The organism is Brevibacterium renqingii (genome assembly GCF_017808095.1).
Lineage (GTDB): Bacteria > Actinomycetota > Actinomycetes > Actinomycetales > Brevibacteriaceae > Brevibacterium > Brevibacterium renqingii.
The window spans coordinates 381,063-406,420 of sequence record NZ_JADBHG010000002.1 but is presented as its reverse complement, the minus strand read 5'-3'; the positions used below and the strand labels follow the sequence as shown (position 1 = coordinate 406,420).

Annotated in this window: 21 protein-coding genes; 12 read left to right on the top strand and 9 right to left on the bottom strand. The window is 67.0% G+C overall.

What is annotated here, in order from left to right; translation table 11 throughout:
* Positions 1 to 19 precede the first annotated feature (19 nt).
* From IIE29_RS06855 to pknB, 7 genes are all read left to right on the top strand, one after another.
* A complete protein-coding gene (locus IIE29_RS06855; protein ID WP_209324471.1) occupies positions 20 to 892 on the top strand; it encodes a DUF3662 and FHA domain-containing protein in 873 nt (290 codons plus the stop codon).
* Positions 889 to 1,395 (top strand): FHA domain-containing protein FhaB/FipA, encoded by a 507-nt coding sequence (locus IIE29_RS06850; RefSeq protein ID WP_209324470.1) that lies wholly within the window; start codon positions 889 to 891, stop codon positions 1,393 to 1,395. The genes IIE29_RS06855 and IIE29_RS06850 overlap by 4 nt, the downstream gene beginning before the upstream one ends.
* Positions 1,392 to 2,816: a PP2C family protein-serine/threonine phosphatase gene (locus IIE29_RS06845; RefSeq protein WP_209324469.1), complete on the top strand. Its 1,425-nt coding sequence runs from the start codon at positions 1,392 to 1,394 to the stop codon at positions 2,814 to 2,816. The genes IIE29_RS06850 and IIE29_RS06845 overlap by 4 nt, the downstream gene beginning before the upstream one ends.
* The gene (locus IIE29_RS06840; RefSeq protein WP_209324468.1) at positions 2,816 to 4,360 is read left to right on the top strand and encodes an FtsW/RodA/SpoVE family cell cycle protein; all 1,545 of its coding nucleotides are present in this window, start codon (positions 2,816 to 2,818) and stop codon (positions 4,358 to 4,360) included. The genes IIE29_RS06845 and IIE29_RS06840 overlap by 1 nt, the downstream gene beginning before the upstream one ends.
* Positions 4,357 to 5,826: a peptidoglycan D,D-transpeptidase FtsI family protein gene (locus tag IIE29_RS06835; protein ID WP_209324467.1), complete on the top strand. Its 1,470-nt coding sequence runs from the start codon at positions 4,357 to 4,359 to the stop codon at positions 5,824 to 5,826. The genes IIE29_RS06840 and IIE29_RS06835 overlap by 4 nt, the downstream gene beginning before the upstream one ends.
* A complete protein-coding gene (locus IIE29_RS06830) occupies positions 5,823 to 7,694 on the top strand; it encodes a protein kinase domain-containing protein (protein WP_209324466.1) in 1,872 nt (623 codons plus the stop codon). Before IIE29_RS06835 ends, IIE29_RS06830 begins: the two co-directional genes overlap by 4 nt.
* Before the next feature lie 99 nt (positions 7,695 to 7,793).
* Positions 7,794 to 9,707 carry a Stk1 family PASTA domain-containing Ser/Thr kinase gene (gene pknB, locus IIE29_RS06825; RefSeq protein WP_209324465.1) on the top strand — a complete coding sequence of 638 codons (1,914 nt, stop codon included), beginning with the start codon at positions 7,794 to 7,796 and terminating at the stop codon, positions 9,705 to 9,707.
* Positions 9,708 to 9,748: 41 nt separating this feature from the next.
* Here the strand turns inward: pknB and IIE29_RS06820 are convergent, their stop codons facing one another.
* The 4 genes from IIE29_RS06820 to IIE29_RS06805 all read right to left on the bottom strand — a co-directional run bounded on the left by IIE29_RS06820 (position 9,749) and on the right by IIE29_RS06805 (position 11,987).
* Complete coding sequence (locus IIE29_RS06820) at positions 9,749 to 10,261, bottom strand: GyrI-like domain-containing protein (RefSeq protein WP_209324464.1); 513 nt, start codon at positions 10,259 to 10,261, stop codon at positions 9,749 to 9,751.
* 79 nt (positions 10,262 to 10,340) lie between these two features.
* Entirely contained in the window at positions 10,341 to 10,985 is a 645-nt protein-coding gene (locus IIE29_RS06815) for an anthranilate synthase component II (RefSeq protein WP_209324463.1), read from the bottom strand.
* Positions 10,982 to 11,149, bottom strand: a complete 168-nt coding sequence (locus IIE29_RS06810; RefSeq protein ID WP_166968632.1) for a hypothetical protein — start codon at positions 11,147 to 11,149, stop codon at positions 10,982 to 10,984. Before IIE29_RS06810 ends, IIE29_RS06815 begins: the two co-directional genes overlap by 4 nt.
* Before the next feature lies 1 nt (position 11,150).
* Positions 11,151 to 11,987 (bottom strand): class E sortase, encoded by an 837-nt coding sequence (locus IIE29_RS06805; RefSeq protein ID WP_343071826.1) that lies wholly within the window; start codon positions 11,985 to 11,987, stop codon positions 11,151 to 11,153.
* A gap of 497 nt (positions 11,988 to 12,484) precedes the next feature.
* On the opposite strand from IIE29_RS06805, the gene IIE29_RS06800 reads away from it, so the two are divergent.
* A complete protein-coding gene (locus IIE29_RS06800; protein WP_209324462.1) occupies positions 12,485 to 13,060 on the top strand; it encodes a cell division protein CrgA in 576 nt (191 codons plus the stop codon).
* Positions 13,061 to 13,302: 242 nt separating this feature from the next.
* Here the strand turns inward: IIE29_RS06800 and IIE29_RS06795 are convergent, their stop codons facing one another.
* A complete protein-coding gene (locus tag IIE29_RS06795; protein ID WP_209324461.1) occupies positions 13,303 to 14,016 on the bottom strand; it encodes a rhomboid family intramembrane serine protease in 714 nt (237 codons plus the stop codon).
* 30 nt (positions 14,017 to 14,046) lie between these two features.
* Positions 14,047 to 14,589 (bottom strand): peptidylprolyl isomerase, encoded by a 543-nt coding sequence (locus IIE29_RS06790; protein WP_209324460.1) that lies wholly within the window; start codon positions 14,587 to 14,589, stop codon positions 14,047 to 14,049.
* A 174-nt stretch (positions 14,590 to 14,763) separates the two neighbouring features.
* Here IIE29_RS06790 and IIE29_RS06785 point away from each other — a divergent pair, with 174 nt between their 5' ends.
* Complete coding sequence (locus IIE29_RS06785; RefSeq protein WP_246475775.1) at positions 14,764 to 15,528, top strand: hypothetical protein; 765 nt, start codon at positions 14,764 to 14,766, stop codon at positions 15,526 to 15,528.
* Positions 15,529 to 15,610: 82 nt separating this feature from the next.
* Here the strand turns inward: IIE29_RS06785 and IIE29_RS06780 are convergent, their stop codons facing one another.
* Together IIE29_RS06780 and argS are read right to left on the bottom strand one after the other, a co-directional pair.
* Entirely contained in the window at positions 15,611 to 16,903 is a 1,293-nt protein-coding gene (locus IIE29_RS06780) for an MFS transporter (protein ID WP_343071825.1), read from the bottom strand.
* Positions 16,900 to 18,639 carry an arginine--tRNA ligase gene (gene argS, locus IIE29_RS06775; RefSeq protein WP_209324458.1) on the bottom strand — a complete coding sequence of 580 codons (1,740 nt, stop codon included), beginning with the start codon at positions 18,637 to 18,639 and terminating at the stop codon, positions 16,900 to 16,902. Before argS ends, IIE29_RS06780 begins: the two co-directional genes overlap by 4 nt.
* A gap of 88 nt (positions 18,640 to 18,727) precedes the next feature.
* Here argS and IIE29_RS06770 point away from each other — a divergent pair, with 88 nt between their 5' ends.
* Positions 18,728 to 22,009, top strand: a complete 3,282-nt coding sequence (locus tag IIE29_RS06770) for a S41 family peptidase (RefSeq protein ID WP_343071824.1) — start codon at positions 18,728 to 18,730, stop codon at positions 22,007 to 22,009.
* A 123-nt stretch (positions 22,010 to 22,132) separates the two neighbouring features.
* Here IIE29_RS06770 and IIE29_RS06765 read toward each other — a convergent pair whose 3' ends face one another.
* A complete protein-coding gene (locus tag IIE29_RS06765) occupies positions 22,133 to 24,190 on the bottom strand; it encodes an HNH endonuclease signature motif containing protein (RefSeq protein WP_209324456.1) in 2,058 nt (685 codons plus the stop codon).
* A gap of 229 nt (positions 24,191 to 24,419) precedes the next feature.
* Between IIE29_RS06765 and IIE29_RS06760 the strand changes: the two genes are divergently transcribed.
* Positions 24,420 to 24,809: a DUF488 domain-containing protein gene (locus IIE29_RS06760; RefSeq protein ID WP_209324455.1), complete on the top strand. Its 390-nt coding sequence runs from the start codon at positions 24,420 to 24,422 to the stop codon at positions 24,807 to 24,809.
* Positions 24,806 to 25,354, top strand: coding sequence for a DinB family protein (locus IIE29_RS06755; RefSeq protein ID WP_209324454.1), 549 nt, complete (start codon positions 24,806 to 24,808; stop codon positions 25,352 to 25,354). Before IIE29_RS06760 ends, IIE29_RS06755 begins: the two co-directional genes overlap by 4 nt.
* The last annotated feature ends 4 nt before the right edge of the window (positions 25,355 to 25,358 follow it).

Genomic DNA, 25,358 nt, shown 5'->3' with positions numbered 1-25,358 from the left:
CACCTGATGAGGAGGTGCCATGGGGATACTCGATCGCTTCGAGAAGGGGCTGGAGAACGTCGTCAACGGCGCCTTCGCCAAGGCCTTCCGCTCACAGGTCGAACCCGTCGAACTCGCCGGCGCGCTGCGTCGCGAGGCCGACAACAAGGCCGCCGTGGTCTCCCGCGGCCGCACGCTGACGGCCAATCACTACGTCATCGAGCTCTCCCCGACCGATCATGAGCGCCTCTCCGGACTCGAGTCCGAGCTGCGCTCCGACCTGAGACAGGTCATCGGCGATCACGCCGTCGAGCAGGCCTACAGCTTCGTCGGCCCCGTGTCCGTCGAATTCGCCCTCGCCGACGACCTCGACACGGGCATGTACCGCGTCGTGTCCTCGACCGAGCGCCCCGACGGCTCCCCGGCCGCGCAGCCGGCCAACCGCGGCGGCTACGACCCCGTCTCCCGGGCCAATCCGATCGTCGGCGAGTCACCGAACTCCGGGGCCCGACCCGCGGCGCCGCGCCGCAGCGCCGAACCGGCCCGACCGGCCACCTCCTCACGCCCGAATCCCACTGTCCGCCCGGCCGCGCACGAACCGCCGCCGCGCAGCCGCACCATCGAGGCCAGCGTGAGCATCGACGGTCGCACGCAGATGCTGCGTCAGGGGACGAACACCTTCGGCCGCTCCTCGTCGAGCTCTGACTTCGTCATCGACGATCCGGGCGTCTCCCGCCGCCACTTCGAGATCATCGTCGAAGGCGACCACGCCGTGGCCAATGACCTCGGTTCGACGAACGGCACGCTCCTGCACGGACGCAAGCTCACCTCGGCGAACCTGGCCGATGGCGACGTCCTGCTCGCCGGTGAGGCCGAAGTCCACTATCACGAGAGCGAGCGGGACGCCCAGTGAGCGAATTCACCGTCACCGTCTTCCGGTTGGCCTTCTTCGTCCTCCTCTGGCTCTTCGTGTTCGGAGTCGCCGGGGTGCTGCGCCGGGACATCTTCGGTCCCAGACGCGGCCGCAAATCCCGCCGAGGCGGCTCCAAGTCCGCCCCCGCACCGGCCTCCCGACCGGCTCCCGCGCCGCGCCAGGCCCCGGCGGCCGCCCCCATCGCGCACGCCCACCCGGGCACCATCCGCGTCACCGACGGCCCTCTGGCCGGCACCTCGCTCATGCTCTCCGGGGCGCCCGTGACCTTCGGCCGGGCACCGGACAACACGATCGTCATCAATGACGACTTCGCCTCCAGCCACCACGCCCGGATCTCCGCGCAGAACGGAGCCTGGCTGCTCGAGGACCTCGGCTCGACGAACGGCACCATCGTCGACGGCTCACCCATGACCGGCCCCGTGCGACTGCGCATCGGCACACGGATCACCATCGGACACACGACCCTGGAGACCCGATCGTGACGACCGACGGAACCATCACCCTCCGCTCGGCAGCCCGGTCCCACACCGGGCTGGTGCGTAAGAACAACCAGGACTCCGGCTATGCGGGTCCGAACTTCCTCCTCATCGCCGACGGCATGGGCGGGCACGCCGGCGGAGACGTCGCCTCGGCGATCACCGTGGCCAGGCTCGCCGAGCTCGACCGCGAACCCGGCGGCGAGGACTCCCTCGAACTGCTGCGCACCTCGATCCTCGAGGCCAATGATCGGATCTGCCGCGGAGTCGGCGAGCAGCCGGAGCTCGCGGGCATGGGCACAACGGTCACCGCGGTGCTGCGCGCGCCGGGCAACCGCTTCGCCCTGGCCCATATCGGCGACTCGCGCGGCTATGTGCTCCGCGACGGCCGACTCCAGCCCATCACCCACGACCACACGTTCGTGCAGATGCTCGTCGACGAGGGCAGGATCACGGCCGAAGAGGCCGAGACCCACCCGCAGCGATCCGTGGTCATGAAGGTCCTCGGCGATGTCGGCGCCTCTCCCGACCTCGACCTGTCCCTGCGTGAGGCCCAGATCGGCGACCGCTGGATGCTCTGCTCCGACGGTCTGACCGGGTTCGCCGACCTCGATGACATCACCCGAGTGCTCACCGAGGTGTCCGACCCAGACGAGGCCTGTCGTCAGCTCATCGACCTGGCCCTGGCCGGCGGCGGCGCCGACAACGTCACCGTCGTCGTCGGCGACGTGCTCGAAGGCGAGGTCGAGACCCCCGCCGGCGTCTCCGTCGGTTCCGTCCATCTCAACCCCCGCTATGCCGCGATCGGGGAGAACACCGAGGCCGAGTCCCCAGCCGACACCGCGACGCATTACGGCGACGGGGATGTGCCCACCGACACCGTGCCGCTGCAGGCCGTGTCCGGAGACGATGATCCGAAGGCCCGCGACGGCGCCACTCAGCCGCTGCGGACCGGGCCCGGCGACGAAGAGGAGGAGGACGACCTCGACGAAGAGGTCGGCAAAAGATCCTTCCTCGGGTGGATCATCACGGGGCTGGTCATCATCGCTTTGGCCGTCGGAGGATTCTTCGCCTACAACTATGTGAGCAGCCAGTACTACGTGGCCGCCGATGAGGGCAAGGTCTCGCTCTACCGCGGCATCGACACGACGCTCGGCCCGATCGAGCTCAGCCGTCTCGAGGACACCACGGACATCGAGGTCGGAAGCCTCAACAGCTATTCGCAGGACCGCCTGCGCGGGTCCATCCCCGCCGGTTCGCGGGACGAGGCCGATCGCATCATCGACAACCTGCGCAAGGAATCCGAGCGCTCCAGCGGCGTCTCGGGCAATGTCGAGGACTCGACGAGTCCGACCGACCCGGCGCCGTCCCCTCCGAGCTCGACCTCCGCCGACCCCAGTGACGCCATCACCCGGGAGTCGCAGTGATGTCCCAGGCTCCCTCCCAGGTCGCGCGCCCCAGAACCTACCGGCTGGCCGAGCTCGGCCTCATGATTCTCGCTATCGCCGTCGCCACCAGTGCCTATGCCCTCGTCGGCCTCGGTGTCGAGGACACGGTCCCGGCCAACGTCTACGGTTACGCAGGCTGGCTGGCGGCCCTGGGCCTCGTCCTCCACATCATCGTGTGGATCAAGGCGAAGTACGCCGATCCCGTGCTCGTGCCCATCGCGGTGCTGCTCAACGGACTCGGCCTGGCCATGATCTACCGGGTCGATCTCGGGCGCGACGAGTACCAGGGCTCGGCCATGACCCAGCTGGTCTGGATGACGCTCGGTGTGGGTCTGGCCATCGCGGTGATCTTCGTCGTCAAGGACCACCGCTGGCTGCGCCGCTACACCTTCGTCTCCGGTTTCGCGGCTCTCCTCTTCCTCCTGCTGCCGCTGGTTCCGGGTCTCGGCAAGACGGTCAACGGCGCCCGCATCTGGATCGGCGTCGGCCCCATGTCCTTCCAGCCCGGCGAGATCGCGAAGATCCTGCTCGCCATCTTCTTCGCCGGCTACCTCGTCAGCTACAAGGACCAGCTCGTGGCCGCCGGACCGAAGATCCTGGGCATCCGGTTCCCCCGCCTGCGCGACTTCGGTCCCATCGTCATCGCCTGGGTCGCCAGTGTCGGCATCCTCGTGTTCGAACGCGACCTCGGCACCTCGCTGCTGTTCTTCGGACTGTTCGTAGCCATGCTCTATGTGGCCACCTCGAAGGTCTCGTGGATCATCCTCGGCCTCGGCTTCTTCTCGGCCGGCGCCGTCGCCGCGACGTTCATCTTCTCCCATGTGGGCCAGCGTGTGTCCGGTTGGCTCAATGCGCTCAGCCCCGAGGAGTACAACAAGACCCCAGGCGGCTCCTACCAGCTGGTCCAGGGGCTGTTCGGGATGTCCAACGGCGGACTCGTCGGCACCGGCTTCGGTGAGGGCCGCCCGAATATGGTTCCCTATGCGGAATCCGACTTCATCTACGCGAGCTTCGGCGAGGAGATCGGCCTGACTGGCCTCTTCGTCATCCTGCTGTGCTACCTCTTCATCTTCCAGCGCGGCATCCGCACCGCCCAGCAGCTGCGCGACGGCTTCGGCACTCTGCTGGCCACCGGGCTGTCCTTCACGATCGCCCTGCAGGTCTTCGTCGTCGTCGGCGGCGTCACCCGCCTCATCCCGCTGACGGGTCTGACCACGCCGTTCCTCGCGCAGGGCGGTTCCTCGCTGATCGCGAACTGGATGATCATCGCCCTGCTGCTGCGCATCTCGGACAACGCCCGCCGTCCCGTCGAGGACTTCCACACGGGCGTGCTCAAGATCACCGAGGATCCGGAGCCCGGCTCCGCCGGTGCCTCCGCTCAGGCGCACAACACTGACGAACGGACGCGCAGATCCGAGGAGCCCGCGCGCAGATCCGAGGAGGAGGCGCCGACCACGACCCTCGGTCCCGCCGATGAGGACGCACCGACTGACTACCTGGGACCTGCCGGAGGTGAACGATGAAGAAGCCATTGACACATATCGCGGTCGTCGGATTCGTCATGTTCGCGCTCCTGTTCGGATCGACGAGCTGGGTGCAGTACGTCACCGCGGATTCGCTCAACCACAATCCGCTCAACAATCGTCAGGTCCTCGATCAGCTCGCCCGCGACCGCGGTCCGATCCTCGTCGACGGCACTCCGATCGCCTATTCGGAGCCCGTCGACGACAAGTACAAGTACCAGCGCAAGTACGGCTCCGAGGGTCTCGATCCGCGCGCCTATGCTTCGCTCACCGGCTACTATTCGGTCGTCTCCGGCGCCTCGGGCATGGAGCGCGCCGCCGGGGACTACCTCTCCGGCGACTCCGACGCCCTGTTCTATGACAAGGTCGGCAGCTTCTTTACGGGCGAGCAGCCGCGAGGTGCGGCCGTGGAGCTGACGATCGACCCGAAGGTGCAGAAAGCGGCCTGGGACGGCCTGGGCAACCAGAACGGCGCGGCCGTGGCGATCAATCCGAAGACCGGGAAGATCCTGGCCATGGCCTCGACCCCCGGCTGGGACCCGAACGCCTTGGCCAGTCATGACACCGACGAGGCACGCTCGGCCTTCGAGAACCTCGAATCCGCCGAGGGCAAGCCCGCCTACAACCGAGCCATCGGCGGCAACCTCTACCCGCCGGGATCGACCTTCAAGGTCCTCGTGGCCGCGGCCGCCCTCGAGTCCGGTGACTACACACCGGATTCCAACCTCAACGGCCCGGCGGCACTGGACATGCCGCAGACGAACCTGCAGATCAAGAACTCCCATCCGGGTGCCTGCCGCAACGGCGGCAAGCCGACCCTGGCTGATTCGCTCGCCGAATCCTGCAACACCTCCTTCGCCTCACTCGGCATGGACCTCGGCGAGGACACGATCCGCAAGCAGGCGGAGAAGTTCGGCTTCGGCAAGGAGCTCGAGATCCCGCTGAATGTCACTCCCTCGACGTTCCCGACGGACCTCGATCCGCCGCAGCTCGCGTACTCGGCGATCGGTCAGTACGACGTCAAGGCCACCCCGCTGCAGATGGCGATGATGACCGCGGGCATCGCCAACGGCGGGAAGATGATGAAGCCCCAGCTCGTCGACCGGGTGCTCAACGCGAACACCCTCGAACCGATCTCCGAGACGCGCCCGAAGGAGCTCTCCCGCCCAGTCTCCGGCGACACGGCCGAGCAGCTCACCCAGATGATGACCGGGGTCGTCGACAACGGCACCGCCTCGGTGGCGAAGATCGACGGCATGAAGGTCGCCGCGAAGACCGGCACCGCCCAGCACGCGAAGGGCGCGGCACCCCACGCCTGGTTCATCTCCTTCGCCCCGTCCGACGATCCCGAGGTGGCGGTCGCGGTTGTGGTCGAGAACGGCGGAAACGCGGGCAGCGAAGCTTATGGAGCGACGGTCGCCGGGCCGATCGCCAAGAACATGATGGAAGCGGTGGTCGAGAAATGAGACCCGTTGAAGGCACCCTGTTGGGCAACCGATACAAGCTCACCTCCCGAATCGCCGTCGGCGGCATGGGCGAGGTCTGGAAGGGTGTGGACTCCGTGCTCGGCCGTGAGGTCGCGGCGAAGATCCTCAAGGACGAATACCTCTCCGAATCGACGTTCCTCGCCCGCTTCCGCGCCGAGGCGCAGAACATGGGGCGGGTCTCCGATCCCGGCATCGCCGGAGTCTACGACTACGGCGACGAACAGGGCTCGCCCTACCTGGTCATGGAGTACGTTCCCGGTGAGGCGCTGTCGGCCATCATCGAACGCAGCGCGCCACTGTCAGAGACCGATACGCTGAGCATCGTCTCGCAGGCCGCGCAGGCGCTGGGGGCCGCGCACAAGGTCGGGGTCATCCACCGCGACATCAAGCCCGGCAACATCCTCATGACCCCGGACTTCCGGGTCAAGATCACGGACTTCGGCATCGCCCGGGTCACCGATCAGGCCCCGCTGACGAAGACCGGCCAGGTCATGGGCACCGCCCAGTACCTCGCTCCCGAACAGGCGACCGGCAAGGGCTCGGGTCCCGGTTCGGACCTCTACGCACTCGGCATCATCGCCTATGAGGCGCTGGCCGGGCAGCGTCCGTTCACCGGTGATTCGCAGGTCGCGATCGCCATCGCCCAGGTCAACCAGCAGCATCCGCCGCTGCCGGACACGGTCTCCGAACCGCTGCGCCGCTTCGTCGACTGCCTGCTCGAGAAGAAGCCCGACCGCCGGCCCTCCGACGCCATGAAGGTGGCCAAGGCCGCCGAGGCGCTCTCGGGCGGCGACGTCGCCGGAGCCGAGGAGCTGCTGCCGCAGATGCGGCACGGCAATGCCGCCTCCGAGGCGCTCACCCAGGTCTTCAACAATCCCGAGCCCGTGGCCACGACGAAGGCCATGCCGATCACCGCGTCCAATGACGCCACCCAGGTCTACCCGAACGGGGCCGCGGCCGGCGCTGTCGGTGCCGCGGGTGCCGGTGCCGCAGGCGCCGGAGAACTCGACTCGAACGACCCGCAGAAGACGGGCGCGCTGAACACGGACCCGGACAAGGACAAGCAGTCGAACAAGGGCCGGGTCCTCATCTGGATCCTCGCGATCATCGCGCTCATCGCGGTCGGCTCGCTGCTGTGGTTCTTCCTCGGCGGCGGCAATGCCGAACCCGAACCGGAGCCGACCACCTCGGCGCCGAGCTCGGAGGCGAAGAAGACGATCGAGATCGATCCGAACGACTACATCGGGCTCACCGAATCCTCGGCGACGCAGAACCTCGAGAACAAGGGCCTCGAGGTCGAGACGACGACCATCGATTCGAGCCGGGCCGCCGGCACCGTCGCCGATGTCGGCGAGGGCGACAACGGCTACACCTTCGAAGAGGGCGACACCGTGACCCTCTTCATCTCGGGTGGTCCCGCCGAAGCCCCGGAGGAGCCGGCCTCGGACTCCGGGTCCGATCCCGGCCTGGGCAATGACTCGGAGTCGAGTTCCGACTCGGGCACCTCGAGCTCCTCGGGTTCGTCGAGCTCCTCGTCCCGGGGTTCGGGCTCCGGATCCGATTCGAACGGCAGCGGGTCGAACTCGGACTCGGGCTCCGGATCCGATTCGGCAACCTCTGATTCCGGCAGCGAGTCCGGCAGCGAGTCCGGTTCGGACAGCCAAAGCGGTTCGGACGGCTCCTCGGAGTCCGGCAGCGGATCCGACAGCGGTTCCGGTTCAGGCAGCGGTTCGGGCAGCGGCTCGGAAGGCGGCGACACCGGCTCCGGAGGCGGATCGGGCTCCTCGGGCAACGCGAACAGCGGCGAGGCCAGTGGGAACTCGGGCGGGAACAACGGCAGTGAATAGGCTCTGAACGATCAGGCGAGAGTTTGCAATACTGAGAACTCGACCCGGGCTCGGGTGAGAAGGAACCCATGAACCGGGTGAGACAAGCGGAGGACATAGATGACTGAACCCAAGGTGCTGTCGGAGCGTTACGAAGTTCGTGCGCTCCTCGGCCGTGGGGGCATGGCAGAAGTGCACGAAGGCGTCGACAATCGGCTCGGCCGCCGGGTGGCGATCAAACTTCTGCGGTCCGATCTCGCCCGCGACCCCTCGTTCCACACCCGGCTCAAGCGCGAGGCCCAGTCCGCCGCCGGTCTCAACCATCCCGGCATCGTCTCCGTCTACGACTCGGGTGAGGAGGAGTTCGTCGAGTCCGGCGGCTCGTCGGTGTCCGTGCCCTTCATCGTCATGGAGTACGTCGAGGGTCAGACCCTGCGCGAGGTTCTCAACGATCACGGCACGCTCACCGTCGACGAGGCGCTCAATGTCATCGCCGGCGTGCTCGCCCCGCTCGAGTACTCGCACCGCAACGGCATCGTCCACCGCGACATCAAGCCCGCGAACGTCATGCTCACGCCCGAGGGCGACATCAAGGTCATGGACTTCGGCATCGCCCGCGCGCTCAAGGACAATTCGGGTCTGACGCAGACCCAGTCCGTGGTCGGCACCGCCCAGTACCTCTCTCCCGAGCAGGCCCGCGGTGAGGTCGTCGATGCGCGCTCCGACCTCTATTCGACAGCCTGCCTGCTCTATGAGCTGCTGGCCGGTCGGCCGCCCTTCGTCGGCGATTCCCAGCTGGCCGTGGCCTATCAGCACGTCGGAGAGACCCCGCAGCCGCCGAGCACGTTCAATCCGAACATCCCGCCGGCCGTCGACCGGCTCGTCCTCCATGCGCTGCTCAAGGACCGGGACGCCCGCTACCAGGACGCTTTCACCTTCCGCGAGGACGTGCTCGCCGCCCGCGACGGTCGTCCCATGAGCTTCGAGGACGATGCGGACGCCACTCGGGCCTATCCGATGATGGCCCCGCCGATGACCGCGCCGATGCCCTACGCCTCCGACGCCGAGGCGGCTCCCGAGACCGGTCCCATGTCCTCGATCATGGCCACACAGGAGGACAGGCCCCCGCAGAAGCGCTCCCGCGCCTGGATCTGGATCGGCAGCATCTTCGTCCTGCTGGCCCTGGCGGGCGTGGCCCTGTGGGTCTACGAGATCAACAAACCCGAGCCCATCCCCCAGGTCGAGGTCACGGATGTGGCGGGCATGGACGCCGACGAGGCCGAGGCTGCGCTCATCCAACAGGGTCTGAGGGTCGACACGGCCGAGAAGTACAGCTCCGAGGTCGACGAGGGCAAGGCGATCGAGACCGATCCTCCCGGCGGTCAGAGGATCGACAAGGACAGCATCGTCAAACTCATCGTCTCCTCCGGCCCCGAATCCGTGAAGGTCCCCGACGTCTCCGGCAAGACAGAGGAGGAGGCGCGGAAGATCATCAACGACGCGAAGCTGCAGGCCGGCACTCACATCTCGCAGAACTCGCCGGATGTGGAGAAGGGTGTGGTCATCGAGACCAAACCCGGTGATGGCCAGGAGGTCGATGTCGACTCGAACGTCGATCTCGTCGTCTCCTCCGGCATGGTCGAGGTCCCCGACGTCACGGGCAAATCCGCCGATGAGGCCTGCAAACTCCTCGAGGGCGACGACTACCAGCTGAAGTGCAAGACCGAAGAGGTCGAGACCGACGAGCACGACGAGAAGAAGGTCTTCGAACAGTCGGCCACCGGCGGCAGCGAGGTCAAACAGGGCACGGAGATCACTGTGAAGGTGGCCAAGAAGCCGCCGGAGCCGTCACCGACTATGCCTTCGGTGCCCGGTGGCATCCCGACCTCTCCGTCCGATGACGCAGGCAGCGACGGGGGCGACGGCGGCGACGACGGCAAGGACAAGGATAAGGACAAAGACAAGGACACCGATTCGATGGGCGGCGGAGGCGGCCTGTTCGACGGCTGGGCCGATGTCTCGGGCCGGGACTGATCTGATCCGCAGTCGCTCGAACCCGAGCCCGGTCTCACGCCTCAGTCGAGGGTGAGGAACAGGTCAGTGCGCAAGTGCGCGGGATCCGCCTCGGGCCCGGGTTCGGTGACATAGAGTTCGATGAACGGCAGACCCGGGTGATGCCCGGCGGCCGCAGCGTCTTCGAGCAGCTGTGCCCAGGCCTCGCCGAGTCCGTCGTAGCCGCCGGTATGGCTGCGCACTGCCATCGACCCGGCAGGCAGCTCCGAGGGGATCACGATGTGACCGCCTCCGATCGGCTGGGCCCGGGTCAGCCCCGCTGAGATCGGCAGGCCCACCTGCAGATCCACCGTCTCGCTCGGCTGCTTCGTGTAGAGGGCGAATGCCGGGCCCACGGGTTCGGCTCCGGTCTCGGACAATGCCGGGAAGAGGCCGGCGAAAGTGCGGTCGAACAGCGCCGGCAGGTCTTCCATGGCCACGTCCCGCGCTTCGACGACGGCGGTCGGAGTCGCGGGCACTTCGATGACGGTGAGTTCGGTGTACGGATCGTCGCTGAAGTAGCTCGGTTCTGACATGACGGGTCCTCTCAGATCGCTATGCACACGATCCTAACGATCGGCCGCCTCGGCGAACACCCTCAGAGCGCGAACAACCTCAGGAGATCGCGGTCGCCAAGGGCGACATCTGCGCCGCCGCTTCGGCGGCACCGTCGAGCCCGCACACCTCGAGCCAGTTGCCGAGCATGAGGTAGCCGCATTCGGTGAGGACCGATTCGGGGTGGAACTGGACGCCGAACAGGGGCTTCTCACGGTGTTCGATGGCCATCACGATGCCGTCGTCGGTGCGGGCGGTGACCGTGAATCTCTCGAGGTCGAGGGTCTCGTCGACGATCGCCAGCGAGTGATACCGGGTCACGGTCAGCGGGCTCGGGCAGCCGAAGAAGATGCCCTCGCCGTCGTGGGTGATGGTCGAGGTCTTGCCGTGCATGAGCACGGGGGAATGGGTCACGGTCGCGCCGAACACCTCGCCGAGGGCCTGATGGCCCAGGCAGACCCCGAATACCGGCATCTCGGCGGTCTCGGCCCAGGCCAGCAGCGACGGGCAGACGCCGGACTCGGCCGGGACGCCCGGTCCCGGGGACAGGAGAACGCCGTCATAGGCGCTCACGACGGCAGACAGCTCATCGGCCGGGATGTCGTCGTTGCGGACGACGTCGACGGCCGCGCCGAGCTCGCGCACATAGGACACGAGCGTGTAGACGAAGCTGTCGTAGTTGTCGATGACGAGGATCCTGGTCATTGTCCACCATCCGTCACGGTTGCGTTGTTGAACGGCATATAGGGCGCGATGACGGGGAAGACGTACTGCATGAGCAGCAGCACGACCGCCGCGATGAGGATGAGGGCGAAGATGAGCTTGACGAACCAATTTCCGGGAAGCAGACGCCAGATGAATGCGTACATCCTAAGCACCACCGTTCTGACTGACCTTGTCGTATGCTTTCGAATCCTTGATGTTCTTCGGGGGCCCGTCCTGGGCCGGGGTCCAGTCGGTGAGTTCGGCGTAGGCGACGTAGCGCTCCCGGGCCGAGAACATCGGGTTGCACGCCGTCATCGTCAGGATCCGGTCCTTGCCCTTGAACTCGGGCTCATCGGGCACGGGAGAGAGCACTTCGACGGCATCGGGCAGGATGATGTCGAAATTGCGGAAAGTGTAGGTGTAGAAGCCGTCCTTGGTCTGGACGATGATCTCGTCGCCCGGCCGCAGCTTCGCGATCTGGTTGAACGGCTTGCCATAGGTCACGCGGTGGCCAGCGACTGAGAAGTTGCCGACTTCGCCGGGCATGGCCGAGTTCGGGTAGCGGCCCACGCCCATCCGGTTGAGCACGGGCTCGAGGTCGACGCCCTCGGCGACGGTCCGGTAATAGTCGTCGCCGAAGCGCGGGATGTAGAAGATGCCGAAGGCATGGTTCTTCTCCACCGGGTCGGCGACCACGGGTTCGTCGGGATCGTCCGGCAGTTCGTTCGGGTCCTGGTTCGCCCAGTCCTGGGTCAGTTCGTCGGCGAGGACCTCGTTGTCGCGGTTGGCCTGGATGTCGGTCCACCACAGCTGCCAGACGACGAAGAGGATGAGCACGAGGCCCGCGGTGATGCAGAGTTCGCCGAAGGTCCGCACCGTCCCGCGGATCGGTCCGAGCGGCTCACGCTGCGCCGGCTGCCCTCGCCGTCGCCGACCCGTGACGTCCTGGCTCGGGTGCGTGGGCGCGTGGGCTTTGTACCCCGGCTCCTGGCTCGAGTGCACCGGCTCCTGCTCCGCATAAATAGGCGGGGCATCGGAGTAGACGGCGGTCGGCTGTCCGTGAGCCGCTGCGGCCTCGGCCTCACGGCGGCGCAGTTCACGTCGCGTGGGCAGCGGCTGTTCACCGTCAGAGCTGTGAGCGTTCGCCGAGTCGACGGAGCCCGAGTGACCGGTGGAGTGAGATGAGGGAATCTGTCTCTGCGCAGGACGGATAGTGGGTCGCGAGGGCGGATTCGCGCCCGGCTCGTTACCCGAGGAGGAACTATTCACCACTTCTGCTCCGTGACTGTCACTGCATTGTCGGGGCTCGTCCACAGGACGAGCGGGGACACCCCTATGCACTTTATCCTATGAGAATCCCCGTTCGGGGCGCTCTCGGGCCGCTTTCAGGCTTGTCGGAGTTTTTCGCTGCGACCCCCGACGCGAGTAGACTGGGCACCGATTGTCCCCAACCATTCACTCGGCGGCCCCCGCAGCGGTCGACCGTTAAAGGAGTACTCGTGGCCAAGTCCAAAGGACGGACCCAGCGCCCCCAGCGCACTTCTCGCACATCACCGGCGGCCGAGAGCAAGCAGACCGGCGACGAGGTCGAGGCAGTCGAGACCGAGTCGACCGAGTCCGAGTCGACCGAGACCGAGAGTCCTGCCGACGTGACCGCAGCCGACGAGGCCGGGAAGGATTCGGTCGAGTCCGAGGACTCGGAGAAGAAGCCCGCCGAGGCGAAGGAGTCGTCGAAGTCCTCCAAGACCTCAGGTTCGAAGACCTCGAGCGCGAAGACCTCAGGCAGCAAGGGCAAGACCGCCAAGCGCACCTCCCGTTCGGGCAATCCGGCCAAGCGCTCACAGGGGCGCAAGACCGCGAGCTACACCTCCACCTCGGGTCAGCAGACGATCAAGCCGAACCCGAGCTGGTTCCTGCCCGTGCTCATCGGCCTCCTCCTCATCGGCCTGATCTGGCTGGTCGCCTTCTACGTCTCGCAGGGCGCATTCCCCGTCGAGGCCTGGGGCAACTGGAACATCCTCATCGGCTTCGCCTTCTTCGTGGCGGGGCTGATCATGTCCACCCGCTGGCGATAACTTCGACAATCCACAAGGCACAAGTTATACCCAAGCCGGGTGCGTCTCCTGTGGATAACTTATTTTAGGCCTCTGATCTGCGGAAATACATCAGTGTCAGTTATCCACCATGTGGATAGAGGCTGTGGACAACTATTTTTCCACCGCTGAGTGCACACAAATCGCCTTTGGTCTGGTAAAAATGTCTTTTCGGTTCGGAACCCGTCCGGTCCACAGCTCGTGCGATTCACAGTTCGTGCGATTCACAGGCCCAGGCCGAACAGACGCCATGCCCCGGCCGCCAGCATGATGAGCACGAGACCCACCGCGGTCGCCGCGAACACCGCGGTCGCCGCAGATCTCGAGTTCCTGGTGCGCTGAGGGACGAACAGCGCCGCACAGCCGAGCACGAAGCCCGTGAGCAGCCCGCCGAGGTGGGACTGCCAGGAGATACCCTCGACGAGGAAGCCGTAGCCGAAGTTGAGCGCCACGAAGGCCACGACGCCGGCGATATTGCGATCGAGGCGTCGCGTCGGCACCAACAGGACGCCGATGATCGCGAACACCGCACCGGAGGCGCCGATGTGGTTCGTCACCCAGTCGCGGCTGAAGGGTTCGGCGAGGACGAGCACCATGGCCGAGCCCCCTGCCGTGCCGATGAGATAGACGGCGAGGAAGCGCCCATGGCCCAGCGCGCGCTCGACGAAGGATCCGAAGAAGAACAGGCCGATCATATTCGCGAGCAGATGGAACGGTGAGGGCTGCGCGTGGACGAGTGCCACAGTGAGCACCCGCCACGGCTGTTCGAGAGTGAGTGCGGGGACGAAACTCAGGCGGTGGAGCAGGTCCAGGGCGGGCAGCAGCTCGGCCAGGAAGGCCACGGCGGTGACGATGAGGATCGTGCGGGTGACCAGCGGCGGGCATGCGGAAAGGGCCCGGCCGGTTTCCCGCGCCGAGCCCTTCTCCGGTGTGTCCATCACACCATGGTACTCACTGCTGAATGGTGCTCACTGCTGAGTGATGTCCACCTTCTCGATGACGACGGGCTCGGCCGGCTTGTCCATCGCGCCGGTGGGCACGCCCTCGATCTCGTCGACGACCTTCTGGCTCGCTTCATCGGCGACCTCGCCGAAGATGGTGTGCTTGCCGTTGAGCCATGGGGTCTCGGCCGTGGTGATGAAGAACTGCGAACCGTTGGTGCCGCGTCCCATCTGCTTGCCGGCATTCGCCATGGCCAGCAGGTACTTGCGGTCGAACTGGAGCTCCGGGTGGATCTCGTCGTCGAAGGTGTAACCGGGGCCGCCGGTGCCGGTGCCGAGCGGGCAGCCGCCCTGGATCATGAAGTTCGAGATGATGCGGTGGAAGCCGAGCCCGTCGTAGAAGGGACGCTTGGTCGGCTCACCGGTCGAAGGATCCGTGAACTCACGCTCACCCTGGGCCAGCTCGACGAAGTTGGCCACGGTCTTCGGCGCATGGTTGCCGAAGAGGTTGATGGTGATGTCACCGTGGTTGGTGTGCAGGACTGCTGTGTGCGTAGAGACTGTAGTCATGCCCTCATTCTTCCACGCCGAGGCGGCGAATGCAGTTTCACACCGGTCCCATTGCCGACTCTGTCAGACTATCCGCAGACAATTCGATGACGCCCGCCTCCCATGCCCTTGCCCGGAGGCCGTAGACTGGGCAGTGATCACCTGACCACCGACATCTAAGGATTGGGAATGTTCATGTCGAAGAACCCAACTCGAGATCAGCTCACTTCGAAGCTCGATTCCGCGAAGCAGACGTCACTCCGAGTCCTGGCCGATGCCAGCGAGAACGCGGCGCCCAAGCTGCGTGACGCCGCTGACAAGGCTCGCCCTCAGGTCGAAGCTCTGGCCGGCAAGGCCGAAGAGTTCGCCGAGAAGGCACGTCCCCAGGTCGAGGCCCTGGCCGACAGGGCCAATGATCAGGTCCATGCTTGGGCCGACAAGCTCGAGGCCTACCGCCCCGAGGCGACCGAGCGCGCCGGCAAGTTCGCATCGAACGCCGCGAACTCCCTCGCCAACGTCGAGACCCCGAAGCTCATCGACGACCTCGCCGTCCGTCTCACCGGTGACAAGAAGGCCATGAAGAAGGCCCGCAAGGCTCTCGCCGGTGCCGGGAAGAGGATCGAGAAGGACACCGCGCGCAAGTCCGGCGGCGGCAAGGCCGCAGTCGTGTGGACCCTGGTCATCGGTTCGGCCGCGGGCATCGGCTACTACGTGTGGAAGAAGGCGCAGCCGGTCGAGGATCCCTGGTCGACCCCGCTGCCGAACAACCGTCCCGCCGATGCTCGCCCCGTCGGGTCGACCCCGGCCTCGCGTCAGGCCACCACGCCCCAGGTCTCACAGACCTCGGTGCCTGCGACCAAGGCCGATGAGAAGGACGAGACCCCGGCTCCGAAGCCGGCCGTCAAGCCCGCCGAGGCTCAGGCCGGACAGTCGGACGAGGACGCGAACGCCAAGCACTGAGCGAACTGCGAATCCTGCGCCGAGGCGGCCCACCATTGCGGTGGGCCGCCTCGGCGCTTCTGTGGCCGGTTCCCACTGAGGCCTAGTCGTCGAGGATCTCGCGTGCGCCGGCTCCGCCGCGGGGGAAGCCACCGGCCCGTCGGGCGGCCAGGAGGCCCGTGATCGTGAAGGCCAGGGTGGCCGCCAGGACGAGGAGCAGCGGTGCCGTCCATCCGGATGTGGCGGTGTTGAGCCAACCGGCGAACGGCGGGGCCAGAGTGGCGGCCAGGTAGCCCCCGCCCTGCACCCTCGCCGAGGCCGAAGCGGTCTGAGAGTCGCTGCCGGCGGTCCGCGCGATGATCGAGAAGATCGCAGTGAAGCCGCCGCCTTGGGCGATGCCGCCGGTGATCGCCCACAGTCCGTAGGCTCCCGGTGCCAGCAGCAGGCCCACCGGCAGGGACAGCCAGAGGAGGGCGACGATCGCCACGGGCGTCCACGGCTGCGATCTCGCGGCCAGCAGCGGCACACCGAAGGCACCGAGGATCGCCGCGATCTGGAACAGGGAGGCCGTGCTGCCGGCCGCGGCCGGGGCCAGCCCGATCGTGTCGGCCAGATAGCTCGGCAGCCAGGTCGTCGTCACGTAGTAGGCGATCGACTGTCCCGAGAAAGTGACGATGAGCAGGGCGGTGATGCCGCGGAAGGCCGCCGGCGCCTGACTCCAGGGCTGTTTCGCCGCAGGGGCGCTGCCTTCACCGGGAGGTCCTGCCTCCGCCGGAGAAGCGGCTTCCGCTGCCTGCGCGGCCGCGCCTTCGCGGCGCATCCGAGTGCGGATGAGGCCCGACCAGAATCCGAGGCCGATGACGGCGAGCACACCCCAGATCGCCAGCGCCCAACGCCAGCCGAAGGCCGCCGCCAGCGGCCCGGTGCCGATGAGGGTGCCCATCGATCCGATGTTCATCATCGCCGAGTACAGCCCGGTGACCATCGACACCTGTTCCCAGGGGACTTCGCGGCGGATGATGACGGGCACGACGATATTGCCCAGCGTGATCGCCAGACCGATGATGCCCGTGCCCACGAGCACCAGCCAGGGCGGACCGATCGACCGCAGCACGGTGCCGAGCAGCACCCCGGACAGGCAGGTGAGCACCGTGACCTCGGCGCCGAGGCGAGTGATGAAGCGCCCGGCCAGCGGGGTGGCGAGCGCGAAGAGCAGGACCGGCAGTCCGGTGAGCAGACCGAGCCCGGCCGCGCTGAAGCCCGTCCCTTCCTGGATCCGCGGCAGGATCGCCGTCGGCGCGATGATCGGGGTGCGCAGATTGAGTGCGAGGAAGACGATGCCCAAGACCATCCAGGGCAGCATCCCCCTTGCCGGGGTGCGAGCGCCGATGCTCACATCCTCTCGGGCACGCGGATGCCGAGCACCCCGAGACCGGCTTCGAGGACCTCGAGCACGATCGCGGACAGCCGCAGGCGAGAGTCCCGCAGCCCCTCGGTCTCGGCGATGAGCACGGGGCACTGCTCATAGAACGAGGTGAAGGCCTGGGCGAGGTCGAACAGGTAGGTGCACAGGCGGTGCGGCTGGGAGCCGGCGGCCGCCTCGGCGAGGACATCGGCGAATCCGAGGATCGACAGCGCGAGTTCGCGTTCGGCCGGTTCGCCGAGGCTGATCGGCGCGCTCTTCACCCGATCGGCTGCGATGCCCTCGGCCTCGGCCTTGCGGCCGATGGAGCGGATGCGCGCGCCCGCGTACTGCAGGTAGGGGGCCGTGTTGCCGAAGGGGGCGAGCATGCGGTCGAGGTCGAAGGTGTAGGAGGTGTCGTGGGCGACGGAGAGGTCGGCGTACTTGACCGCACCGATGCCGACGATGCGGGCGACCTCATCGGCCTCCTCGGCGGTGAAATCCGCACTGGACTCGGCCAGCGTCGTCTGCGCCCGGGACACTGCCTCCTCGAGCAGTTCGGCCAGGCGCAGCGGGGCACCGGAGCGGGTGCGCAGGATCTTGCCGTCGGATCCGAGCACATTGCCGATCTTCACGTGCTCGGCGCTGACGTTCTCGGGCAGCCAGCCGGCCTCGCGCGCGACGGTGAAGACCATCTCGAAGTGCATGGCCTGCGGGGTGCCGACGACGTAGAGTGCCCGGTCGACGCCGAGGTTCGTCGCCCGGTTGCGGATGGCGGCGAGGTCGGTCGTGGCATAGCCGTAGCCGCCGTCCGACTTGCGGATGATGAGCGGCAGGGGCTCGCCCTCGCGACCGGTGAAGCCTTCGGGGAACACGCACAGGGCTCCGTCGCTGATCCGGGCCAGCCCCTTGGCCTCGAGTTCGTCGCAGACCTCGGCGAGGACCTCGTTGTACGTGCTCTCACCGGCCAGGTCCTCATCACGCAGGGTGACGTCGAGGAGGGAGTAGATGCGGTTGAAGTACTCGCGTGAGTACCCGACGAGCGTGGTCCACAGCTCCAGGGTCTGCTCGTCGCCGCCCTGGAGGCTGACGACGCGGGAGCGGGAGCGGGTGGCGAAGGCCTCGTCGGCGTCGAACTTCGACCGGGCCGCCTGATAGAAGGCATTCGGGTTCTCGGACACCTCGGCCGCGGCCTCGGAGCCGACGCCGACGTCGAGGAGGTGCTCGATGAGCATGCCGAACGGAGTGCCCCAGTCGCCGATGTGGTTCTGGCGGATGACCGTGTTGCCGAGGAACTCGTGGGTACGGGCCAGAGCGTCGCCGACGACGGTGGTGCGCAGGTGGCCGACGTGCATCTCCTTGGCCACGTTCGGGGCCGAGTAGTCGATGGCGATGGTCTGGGGCTCGGTGTTCTCGGGAGCTGTCGCCGCATCGCCGACTTCGAGGGTGCGGGCGAGGAATTCGGGCGTGAACTTCAGGTTGATGAATCCGGGGCCCGAGATCTCCGGGGGCTGGCAGATGTCGGCCAGGTCGAGGTTCTCGACGATCTTCGCGGCGATGTCGCGCGGCTTCGACTTCAGCTCCTTGGCCAGCGGCAGGGCCACGTTGGCCTGGAAGTCCGCGAACTGGCTGCTTCTGATGACCGGGTCGCGTCGTGCGAAGTCCTCACCGAAGGCGCGGGAGAGGGCGGCGGCGAAACGGACGCTGAGCACGGAAGTCAAAGATGGCATGGGGCCATTCTATTGCCGCGTGCAAGTTGCCTGGGCATCGGTTCTTCGGCTGCGGCCGGGCGGCGCCTTTGCTTGTAATGTGGGTCACGTGACTTATCTGCGCTATCCCCACGTCCATGCCGATCTCATCACCTTCATCGCCGACGACGATGTCTGGCTCGTCGACTCCTCCGGAGGCCGTGCCTGGCGGCTGACCTCGGATCATGTGCCGGTCCGCTCGCCGCGGTTCTCCCCGGACGGGGCGCGTGTGGCCTTCGTGTCGTTCCGGACCGGCCAGCCCGAGCTCATGGTCGCCGAGGTGGCCACCGGTGCCCTGCGCCGGCTCACCTGGCTGGGGTCGACGACCATGACGATGCTCGGCTGGCAGGACGCCTCCCACGTCCTCGTCGCGGCGAATGCCGGTGAGTTCGAGGTGCGCAGCCATGTCGTGCGGTCCGTCGGTCTCGACGGATCCGTCGAACGCCTCCAGCTCGGTCGTGCCTCGGGCCTGGCCCGGCATCACACGGGCGTGACGGCCCTGACGACGCCGTTCAGCCGTCCGCCCGCCCATTGGAAGCGCTACCGCGGCGGCACCGCGCCGAGGCTGTGGCTCGACCGCGACGGCGCTGACGACGGTTCCGGGGCGAGATGGCAGCGGATGCTGCGCGAGGAGCCTGCTTCGCTGACGGATCCGCTGTGGGTCGGCGATTCGCTCGTGTTCACCTCGGACCGGGCCGCGAGCTTCCCGCACCGGGCCGGAGAGCAGGCGAACCTGTGGATCGTCGACGGTCTGGCGACCTCCCAGGCCTCCGAGGCCCGCCAGCTCACCCATCAGGGCGAGGCCGAGGGCTATGTCCGCGATGCCGCCACCGACGGCACCCGCATCGTGTGGCACAGCCGCGGGCAGATCAAGATCCTCGACAGCCTCGATGCGAGCGTGCGCACCCTCGAGGTGACCCTGCCGGGCACGCAGGTGCAGCCGCTCAGCCTCGATCCGAAGACCGGGATCTCGCGCATCAGCCCGGACCGGGAGGGCAATGCCTCGGTGCTCGAATGGCGCGGCAAGACCTTCTGGCTGGCCCACCGCGAGGGTCCGGCCCGGGCCCTGTGCGCGGACTCGTCGATCCGCACCCGCGAGCCCGTCGTCCTCGGTGCCACCGGGCAGGCGGCCTTCATCACGGATGTCGAGGGTGAGGACGCGATCGAGGTCGCGTCCCTGTCCGGGGACAAGCTGCCTCGGCGGATCGGGGCCGGTGCCCTGGGGCGGGTTCTCGACCTGCAGGCGGACCCGGCGGGGAAGACGCTCGTCACGATCTCCCACGACGGGTCGATCCGCCTCGTCGACGTCGGCAACGGACGCACCCGGCTGGTCGGCCACTCGGGCTTCGGCGAGGCCCGCAGCCCGCGCTTCTCACCCGACGGCAGATACCTCGTGTGGTCGCAGCCGACGCAGGGCGAGGAGCTGCTGGCCCAGCTGATGATCGTCGATGTGAAGTCCGACCGGCAGGCCCAGCCGCTGACGACGGGCAAGTACAACGACTTCTCGCCGACATTCACTCGCGATGGGAAGTATCTTGCGTTCCTCTCGGACCGCACTTTCGACCCGGCCTACAACCAGCATTCGTTCGACCTGTCCTTCAACGGCGTCACCCGGCCCTGGCTGCTGCCGCTGACCGCCGACGAAGCAGCCCCCTTCGGCCCGAGCGCCTCCGGCTGGGCGATCGGCGAGGTCGCCGACGATGCGAAGACCGAACGGACACGGGGCGAGAAGCCCGTGACCACCGCCGAGCTCGAAATCGAAGGAGCCGAGGAGCGGATCCTGCCGTTTCCCGTGTCCTCCGGGGTCTTCCGCGACCTCGAGGCCGTCGAGGGCGGCGTGCTGTGGATGCGCAAGGGAGATGCCGAGGGCGGAGAACTCGGCTCCAAGCATGCCGGCGATGCCGGTGAGAAGCCTGCCGAGGTCATCCAGTTCTTCGATTTCGCCAAACGCAAGCTCACCACCGTCGTCGACGCGGCCGATGACTATGAGGTGTCCGGAGACGGCAAGCTCATCGTCGTGCGCACCGACGATGAGATCACCGTGGTCCCGGCGAACCGGAAGGTCGAGGCCGATGACGATGACAGAGTCATCGTCGATGTCTCCCGCCTGCGCTTCGAGCTCGATCGGCGGGCCGAATGGCTCCAGATGTTCGAGGAGAACGCCCGGATCATGCGCGACCACTACTGGCGTGAGGACATGAACGGAGTCGACTGGGAGTCCGTGACCCTGCGTTGGCGGGCCGTGGCCGCGAAGGCGCTGACCCACGACGACCTCGTCGACATCCTGTGGGAGACCGTGGGCGAGCTCAACACCTCGCACGCCTATGTCTCCCCACCCACCAGCCCGGGTGACCAGTCGAAGAAGCTCGGCTTCCTCGGCGCGGATCTGGCCAAGACCGCGCAGGGGTGGACGATCACTCGCATCCTGCCCGGTGAGAGCAGCGAACCGAACGCCAGGTCGCCGCTGCGGCAGGCCGGCGTCGGGGCACAGGTCGGCGATGTCATCGTCGCCGTCGACGGTCAGCCGGTCGACGAGGCGACCGGGCCCGCCGCACATCTGCAGGGAGCCGCGGACACCATCGTCTCGCTCACTCTGCGCCGGGGCCGTCGCAGGGACCGCACGGTCGCCGTCATCCCCCTGGCGAGTGAGGAGACCCTGCGCTATCAGGACTGGGTGCGCTCACGGCGGGAGTACGTGGCCGAGAAGTCTCAGGGACGCATCGGCTATGTCCACATCCCCGATATGACCTCCTACGGATGGGCGCAGCTGCACCGCGACCTCCGTCAGGCCATGAGCTGCGAAGGCGTCATCGCCGATGTCCGGTTCAATCGGGGCGGGCACACGAGCTCGCTCGTGGCCGAACGCTTCGCCGATCGGGTCATCGCCTGGAGCGCGGCCCGCAGCTACGATCGGATGATCCCCGACCCGGAGGACGCACCGCGGGGGCCCGTGGTCTTCGTGGCCAATGAGTTCTCCGGCTCCGACGGCGACATCATCAACGCCCGTGTCCAGGCCAGGGGAATCGGCCCGGTCATCGGCGTGCGCACCTGGGGCGGTGTCGTCGGCATCGACGGCCGCTACGAACTCGTCGACGGCACCGAGGTGACCCAGCCCCGCTATGCCTTCTGGCTCGAGGGCAAGGGCTGGGACGTGGAGAACTGCGGCGTGGACCCCGATATCGAGGTCGAGCACGATCCCGGGCAGCTCTTCGCCGAGGACGATCCGCAGCTCGATCGTGCCATCGCCGAGGTGTTCGCCGGCCTGGAGACGACGCCTGCCGCCCAGCCGCCTCAGTTCCCGCCCCCGCGGGTGCAGCCGCTCGGGAAGGGCGAGGCTCCGGCCGAGGACTGACGCTCAGTCCGGGACCAATGCCCACCTCGCGAAGGCGAGCAGCACGACGCCGGCACCGATGAGCGCCCTGCCCTCCGCTCCTGCGTCCATTCTTGCACCGTCGAGACCGGAGGAGGCCTCGATTCAGAACGGCGGTGGGTCGCCGGAATCCCATCTGATGGTGCCGATCCGTGAGCTGGACCAGGGATCGATCGTCTGCTCCGGCCGACGATCTGGACGCCCTGTCCCGCGCTTCCGGCCGTGTCGACCCTTCCGGTTCGGTGCACGCTGCCGGAGCTGTCGCACCGGCGGAGGACCGAGATCCGCGAAGAGTTCGGCGTGCCGAGCGTTGATCGGATCGTCCGGCGGCGCCGCCTCGGTGGTCACACCATGGGAGAATACGTACTCCACCGGCCCGTCCGAGGTCTTCCGGATGCTGAATTTCCGATCTGTCTTCGCCTGGTGGTGCGGCCGGCACAGAGGGTGGGTGTTCTCGAATGAGGTCTGCCCGCCGGCTGCGGGGCTGTCATGGTCGAAGGGGATGATGTGGTCGACTTCGGACGTCTCCGCATCACGAGTGCAGCCCGGCATGGTGCATCCTCTCCATTTTGCGGTCAATGGCAGTCGCACATCCATGGGGATGCGATAGCTCTGCGCCCGCGCGTCGAGCGGAGTGCCTGTGACTGGGTCCGTCATGATCCGCGTCCAGGTCGAGCACTGCCCGGCGATCGATCGGGCCACAGAGGCGGGGATCGGTGCCCCATCGGAGAATATGCCCGGCAGCTGCGACTGGTCGGTCAGTGTGAGGAACGGCACCGTGACCAGCATCTTCGCCTGTTCCCGGATCCACTGACCGTGCGTGGGCATGACGAGCTTGACGACTGTTGAGACCTCTGTGCGACCACTGCCGGCTGGCTGATCGACCCGATCGCCGGCTGTCTCACCGGCCGGTGCAGCAGTTGCGGTTGCGGTCCCGGACGATGCCGCGTCTTCGGCTTCTGCCTGTGCGGCGGCCGCCGCATCGTTGACGAGGCTGACGATCCTGGCCGCGGTCGGAACGCCCTGGTCGGGCAGCTCCAGAGGGATCTCCTTGACCGATGATGTCCCGTTCTCCGTGTCATGGGCAGTGACTTCGATGGTCAGCTGCGGAGTCACACGGGTCGCGATGTCGAACATCAGCGAATCGATGCTGCCGAGAGCGCTCACATCCACGTCGCCGGGGTCTGCCGCGGTGAGGGACGCGATGTTCCCATGCCTGATCGCTCGCGCAAATGCCTCGAGCCGCTGGTGGAACGCCTTGAGCTCCGCAGCGGGACCCGTGAGAGTCACCGAGGCAGTCCCGTCCTCATAGGTCGTGATCGACACCCTGCGGCGCCTCGACGCCAGCGCGGACCTGTCGTCTTCGTCCTGCATGGAAGCGGCCTTCATCGCCAGCGACTTCTTGAAAGTCTCGATCGTGACATCGGCCCGCCGCCTTCCCAGATACTCGTCGAGTTCCGGCAGGTCCTCGAACGGCAGGTCCTTGGCCACCCTGGCAGCCGCGTGCACGTGTTCGATGGTGAATTCTCCGCCCTCGCACCGTCTGAGGAACTGTGGCAGCCCGTGCACGAGGGTGACGGCGATGATGATCCTGCCGAACGTATGAGTGGACGTCGCGCCCAGCAGCGCGGACAGTTCGGCCACGTCCTCGGTCTGAGCCAGTTCGTGCACCCACCTGTCGAAAGTCTGTCCGAGTCGGAAGCGAGGAAAGTCCGGCATCGCCCTGATCGCCGTCTCCAGCGCGGCTTCGGCGCCGGTCGTGCCACGCACCGGAACTCCGGTCCCATCCGTTCCGGTCTTCGCACGGACTGCCGCTTCGTCGGCGGCGAGGGAGCGGTCGAGGGTCTGCCTGAACGGGGCGTGCTGAGGGACCTTGCCTCCCTCGGTCGAAGCACAGCTGAGACGCTCGACGACCTCGGCGAGGAAGGCCTTGGCGATGGTCTGAAGCTCGGCGAGCTGCACAGTCGTGCTCAGGCTCAGCACCTTTGCCACCGACGCCATAGGGGAATCGGGAGCGATGGCAAGCCGCCTCGGGGAGTCGGGGCCGATGCTCGACGGACGCTGAACGTAACCGATCTGCCCGGAATCGGGCACCGGCCCAGAAGAGGAAGCATTCGAGGCAGGGTCGAACTCGTCGTCGCCCGGATCCTGCTGATCCTTCATCGGTCCCACCTGCCCTTCACGACGCTGTGAATGCTTTTCCCCATTCTACTTCATATAGGAAATCATTGTCCATAGGGTTTCGCGAATAATTCGAACAATCTGTATTGACACTGCTGACTACAGATCGACCTTGCAGAGACTGGCGCGTTCTCGGCAGAAGAATCCATCGGCTCCGCGGCCGCTCACAGTCCTACACTGGGAGTCCGGCCAGCGAAAGGAGTCAGCGACGATGACAGGGAAGAAGGAATCGGCGAACCGGCACATCCAGGTCCGGCGCATCTACGACGACGCCGAGTCCACCGATGGGAAGCGCATCCTCGTCGATCGGGTGTGGCCCCGCGGGATCAGCAAGGACAAGGCCGAGCTCGACGAATGGCTCAAGGACATCGCCCCTTCGGACGAGCTGCGCAAGTGGTACTCCCACGATCCGGAGAAGTTCGACGAGTTCGCCCGGCGCTATCGCGAGGAGCTCAAGGACGAGAGCCGCGCCGAGGCGCTCGAACAGCTGAAATCTCTTGTCGGCTCGGGTCCGCTGACCCTGCTCACCGCATCGAAGCGCGACGACATCAGCCAGGCCGCGGTGCTCAAGAAGACCTTGGACAGCGGGAAGCACGGATGAGCACGATCGAACCGGATACCAGGGACTGGGCAGCGGTGCTCGACGAGGGATGCGAGGAGTGCGGTTTCACGGGAAACGAGGATCTGCTCGGGGTCCGGACGACCATCGCCGAGGCGGCCGCCGCCTGGACTCCATCGCTCGGTGCGCCGAACGCCTCCGAACGGATCCGAGAGGACCGCTGGTCAACCGTCGAATATGCCGCCCACCTGAGAGACGTCCTCACCGAGTTCCGCGCCCGCACCCTCCTCATGCTCGCCGAGGAGGCTCCCACCCTGCCGAACTTCGACGGGGATGCGGTGGCTGTCGAATCCGACTACCGGAGCCAGAACTCCGCTGACGTGCTCGCCGGTCTCGAGACCGCGGCAGCCGCATACGCGGCGACTCTGGCCGACATCGGCGAGGACCAGTGGAGGAGAACTGGTCTGCGCGCCGACGGCCGCGAGTTCACGATCGCCTCGCTGACCCGCTACGGGCTGCACGAGGTCCAGCACCACCTGCACGACGTCACTTCCCCCGACGTCACTTCCCCCGACATCACTGCCTGAGGAG